Annotated in this window: 3 protein-coding genes; all 3 read left to right on the top strand. The window is 48.0% G+C overall.

The genetic code is table 11. The features are described from left to right. Positions 1-516: 516 nt before the first annotated feature. Complete coding sequence (locus ACRBG0_RS28230) at positions 517-2,904, top strand: 3-hydroxyacyl-CoA dehydrogenase/enoyl-CoA hydratase family protein (protein WP_431490172.1); 2,388 nt, start codon at positions 517-519, stop codon at positions 2,902-2,904. A gap of 173 nt (positions 2,905-3,077) precedes the next feature. Then, positions 3,078-3,482, top strand: a complete 405-nt coding sequence (locus ACRBG0_RS28225) for a four helix bundle protein (protein ID WP_431490171.1) — start codon at positions 3,078-3,080, stop codon at positions 3,480-3,482. Further along, positions 3,464-4,478, top strand: a 1,015-nt coding sequence (locus ACRBG0_RS28220; protein ID WP_431490170.1) for a thiolase family protein, incomplete at its 3' end; no start/stop codon positions are given. The genes ACRBG0_RS28225 and ACRBG0_RS28220, both read left to right, overlap by 19 nt.

Below are 4,478 nucleotides of genomic sequence, written 5' to 3'. Positions count from 1 at the left end.
TTATTGGAATTTCCGCTAACTCCCATTATCCGCATTGCACTTAATCCCCCTATACCCCTCGCTACTGTTGCGCTTAATGTACCCCCTGCCTGGACAAAATACGCATATTTCCGTTTCAGCTAAGCAATCCTCAAAAATAAATCATTGCAGATAAATAGCAAATCACGCAATAGGTCACTTTTCCTTAATTCTTCGGGTAGCTTGATTATTGATTATTGATTATTGATTGAAAAATCTGACATTTGAGTCTCTTCATAAAAGGGATCATTGATAGTGTCAGACTGATTATTTTTTCACCATCACCACATTATTTTATACCTCACCGAACTATTACCTCCCTTCACACCTTACATAATTAGCGAAAATTCGCTAAATTGCGCAACTAACGAAACGGCTCCCGTTTCCAAGGAAAGGTTTAAGAGCATATTGGGGCATCTTGCCAACTGATTTTCAATAAGTTCTAAGTATCTTCCGATCTAAATAAAAATTACCAAATACATAAATCAATACCCATCAATGAGTAGAAGAATCCGCAAAGCAGCTGTACTTGGCTCCGGTGTTATGGGCTCCGGCATTGCCTGCCATTTTGCCAACATCGGTCTGGAAGTCTTGCTGCTGGACATCGTACCCAGAGACTTGAGTGACGACGAAAAAAGCAATCCTCAGGCTCGTAACCGCATCGTGAATGGTGCCTTGATGAAAGCCATCAAAAGCAAACCAGCCCCACTGTATGACAAGGCCTTCGCCAGCCGTATCCAGACGGGCAACTTTGAAGACGATTTTGAAAAAATCGGCGATTGCGACTGGGTTATCGAAGTGGTTATCGAGCGCCTCGATATTAAGAAGCAAATTTTTGAGAAAGTCGACAAGTATCGCAAAGCAGGGTCTTTGGTGACCTCCAACACTTCTGGTATTCCGATTCACATGATGACAGATGGCCGAAGTGACGATTTCAAAGCGCATTTCTGTGGTACGCACTTCTTCAATCCGCCGCGTTACCTGCGCCTGTTTGAGATCATCCCTACACCGGATACCAGCAAAGATGTGATCGACTTTTTTATGCACTACGGTGATGTCTACCTAGGTAAGCAGACCGTTCTTGCCAAAGATACGCCTGCCTTTATTGGCAACCGGATTGGCGTTTACGCGATGGCAAAAATCTACCAACTCACTACCGACCTCGGGCTCCCGATCAGTACCGTAGATAAGCTGACCGGCCCTGCTGTTGGGCGGCCCAAGACGGGCACTTACCGACTGGGTGACCTCGTAGGCCATGATACCAGTGTAAACGTCATCAAAGGCATCAAAGACAACTGCCCCGACGATGAGCAGGCTGCTACCTTTGAAGTGCCAAAGTATATGCAGTTTCTGGTAGAGAACAAATTCCTCGGTAATAAAACTGGCCAAGGGTTCTACAAAAAGATCAAAGGTGAAGATGGGAAGCGCCAAATTCTGGAGCTTAACCTGGAGACACTAGAGTATGAAGCATCAACCAAGCTTGATCTCCCCAGCCTGAAAGCAGGCAAGCAAATCGAGGATCTGACCAAGCGCATCCAATACCTCTTCAAGGCAGAAGACAAAGGCGGAGAATTGGTTCGCCGCAGCTTGGCGGGCTTATTTGCCTATGTATCGAACCGCATTCCTGAAATATCGGACACCCTATACAGCATCGACGATGCCATGACGGCAGGTTACGCCTGGGAAATCGGTCCATTCCAATACTGGGATGCTGTAGGTATCCAAGCAGGTATCGAAGCCGCTGAAGCGGAAGGCCAAACCGTTGCCCAATGGGTAAAAGATATGCTTGCTGCTGGCCATAGTAGCTTCTACAAGCGCGAAGGAGGGCAACTCAAATACTACGACATTGCTCAAAAAGCTTATGTCGTCAAGCCTGGCACCGAGTCCTTTATCATTCTAGACAACTACCGCGATCAAGCGCCTGTTTTCAAAAACAGCGAAGTTATCCTTCACGATATTGGTGATGGTGTGCTGAACCTGGAATTCATCAGCGCTCACAACTCCATTGGCGAAGGCGTACTGCGCGGCATCAACGAAGCTATCCAAATTGCCGAAGATGGGGATTGGAAAGGCTTGGTGATCGGCAACAACGCGACCAACTTCAGCGTAGGGGCCAACTTGATGATGATCGGTATGCTGGCTTATCAGCAGGAATACGATCAGCTGAATATGGCCATCAACCTGTTTCAACAAACGACCATGCGTTGTCGCTACAGCAGCATTCCAGTCGTAGCAGCTACTCAAGGCTACGTCTTTGGCGGCGGCTGTGAAACGCTCATGCACTGTGACGGTGCCGTGATGGCTGCTGAATCTTACATTGGTTTGGTAGAAGTAGGCGTAGGCCTGATTCCCGGCGGTGGCGGCACCAAGGAGTTTGCGCTCCGTGCCAGCGATCAGTTCTTCGAAGGCGATGTGCAGATTCCTACCTTGATTGATAAGTTCAAAACCATCGCTATGGCATCGGTGGCTACCTCTGCTTACGAAGCTTACAACATGGGTTACGCCCTTGAAAGCCGTGACGAAGTAGCACTGAACAAAGATCGCAATATCGCCCTGGCAAAGCACAAGGTCCTGGACCTTGCACGTAGCTACACGCAGCCACTTATCCGGCAAGATATTACGGTGCTCGGTCGTACTGGTCTGGCAGCCCTCTACGCTGCGGCCAACGAGCTACAGCTCGGTAAATACGCCAGCGCACACGATATCACTATCGCCAAGAAAGTGGCTTTCGTCCTTTGTGGCGGCGACCTTACTGGCGTGCAAAAAGTGAGCGAACAATACCTATTGGATGTCGAAAGAGAAGCCTTCCTGAGCCTTTGCGGCGAACAGAAGACGCTCGAACGCATTCAGCACATGTTGCAAACGAACAAGCCGTTGAGGAATTAAGGGAGTGCGAAGTGCTTGGTGCGGGGTGCGAGGTGCGGAGTGCGGGGTTTAAATACTTCCGATTTCCGATTTCCTACTTCCGACTTTATAGTGCGGACTTTTGGTAGAGGGATTTTATACACGATCACATTTTTTTTGGACTTATGATTTTAGAAAATTGAATATTTGGAACGATGCTATATTTAGCCGTAAGAACCTATCAATTAACCAATGAACTTCCTCCTGAGGAAATTTACAATCTAAGTCATCAGATCAAAAAATCAGTGGTGTCTATCCCTTCTAATATTGCAGAAGGAGCGGGGCGGAATTCAAACAATGAATTCAATCAGTTTCTAGGTTTTGCCACTAGCTCATCCTATGAACTCGAAAACCAAGTGCTACTCAGTGAACGCTTGAACTTCCTCAGCAGTGAAGATGTCAATCCGGTCATTGAAGAGTTACACTCCTTGCAAAAACGCATTTACAATTTTAAGAAATTCATTAAAAAACAGAGAGAAGTAGTGTATAGTGGGGTCTTAATCCCTCTACCCTCTACCTCTCTTCCATATACGCGAAAGCCATGGAAGCATATATCATAAAAGGTTACCGTTCCGCCGTTGGCAGGGCCAAGAAGGGCGGTTTTAAAAACTATCGTTCGGATGATCTGGCGGTAGATGTTATTAAAAAATTGATGGCAGATACACCAGAGCTAGATCCGCGTTTGGTAGATGACCTGATTGTCGGCTGTGCCAACCCTGAAGGGGAGCAAGGCTTGCAGATTGGTCGCCAGATTTCGGTACGTGCTTTGGGGAAAGAAGTTCCTGGAGTGACGGTCAACCGTTATTGTGCCTCTGGTTTGGAGACCATTGCTATGGCTACGGCTAAGATCAAGGCAGGAATGGGCCATATCTTCATCGCTGGTGGTGCGGAGAGTATGAGTAGTATTCCGATGACGGGATACAAGCTGGCTCCTAGCTACCAAGTGGCAAGCACTACACCTGATTACCTGGTGAGTATGGGGATCACGGCAGAGGCCGTCTCCAATAAATACAACATCAGCCGCGAGAAGGCCGATGAATTTGCTTACAACTCGCACGTTAAAGCAGCTGCCGCTATTGATGCGGGCAAGTTTGATGACGAGATCGTTCCCGTGGAGGTGCCTGACGTTTTTGTGAAAGACGGCAAGCGGGTGGAAAGCTCGCATACCGTAGCCATGGATGAAGGTGTTCGCCGTAGCACCACGGTGGAAGCATTGGCAAAACTACGCCCGGTGTTTGCTCAAGGTGGCGTTGTGACCGCAGGTAATTCTTCTCAAACCAGTGACGGTGTAGCCTTCACCATCGTGATGAGCGAAGAAATGGTCAAGCAGCTAGGGCTAGAGCCTGTTGCTCGCTTGGTCAACTGTGCGGTGGGTGGTGTTGATCCGCTATACATGGGTATTGGCCCTTGTGTTGCCATACCTAAGGTATTGAAGCAGGCGGGAATGAAGCTCAGCGACATCCAAGCCATAGAACTCAACGAAGCTTTTGCGGCTCAATCACTGGCAGTGATCCAGGAAGCTGGCCTCAATCCGGATATCGTCAATGTAAACGGCG

This window comes from Lewinella sp., assembly GCF_050633125.1.
In the GTDB taxonomy this organism is placed as follows: Bacteria; Bacteroidota; Bacteroidia; order Chitinophagales; family Saprospiraceae; genus Lewinella.
Note: the sequence above shows the minus strand (reverse complement) of the source record. Positions and strands in the feature narration are given on the sequence as shown.

Coding starts and splice junctions, on each gene's coding strand:
- ACRBG0_RS28230 (WP_431490172.1), top strand. CDS start 517: ATGAGTAGAAGAATCCGCAAAGCAGCTGTACTTGGCTCCGGTGTTATG.
- ACRBG0_RS28225 (WP_431490171.1), top strand. CDS start 3,078: ATGCTATATTTAGCCGTAAGAACCTATCAATTAACCAATGAACTTCCT.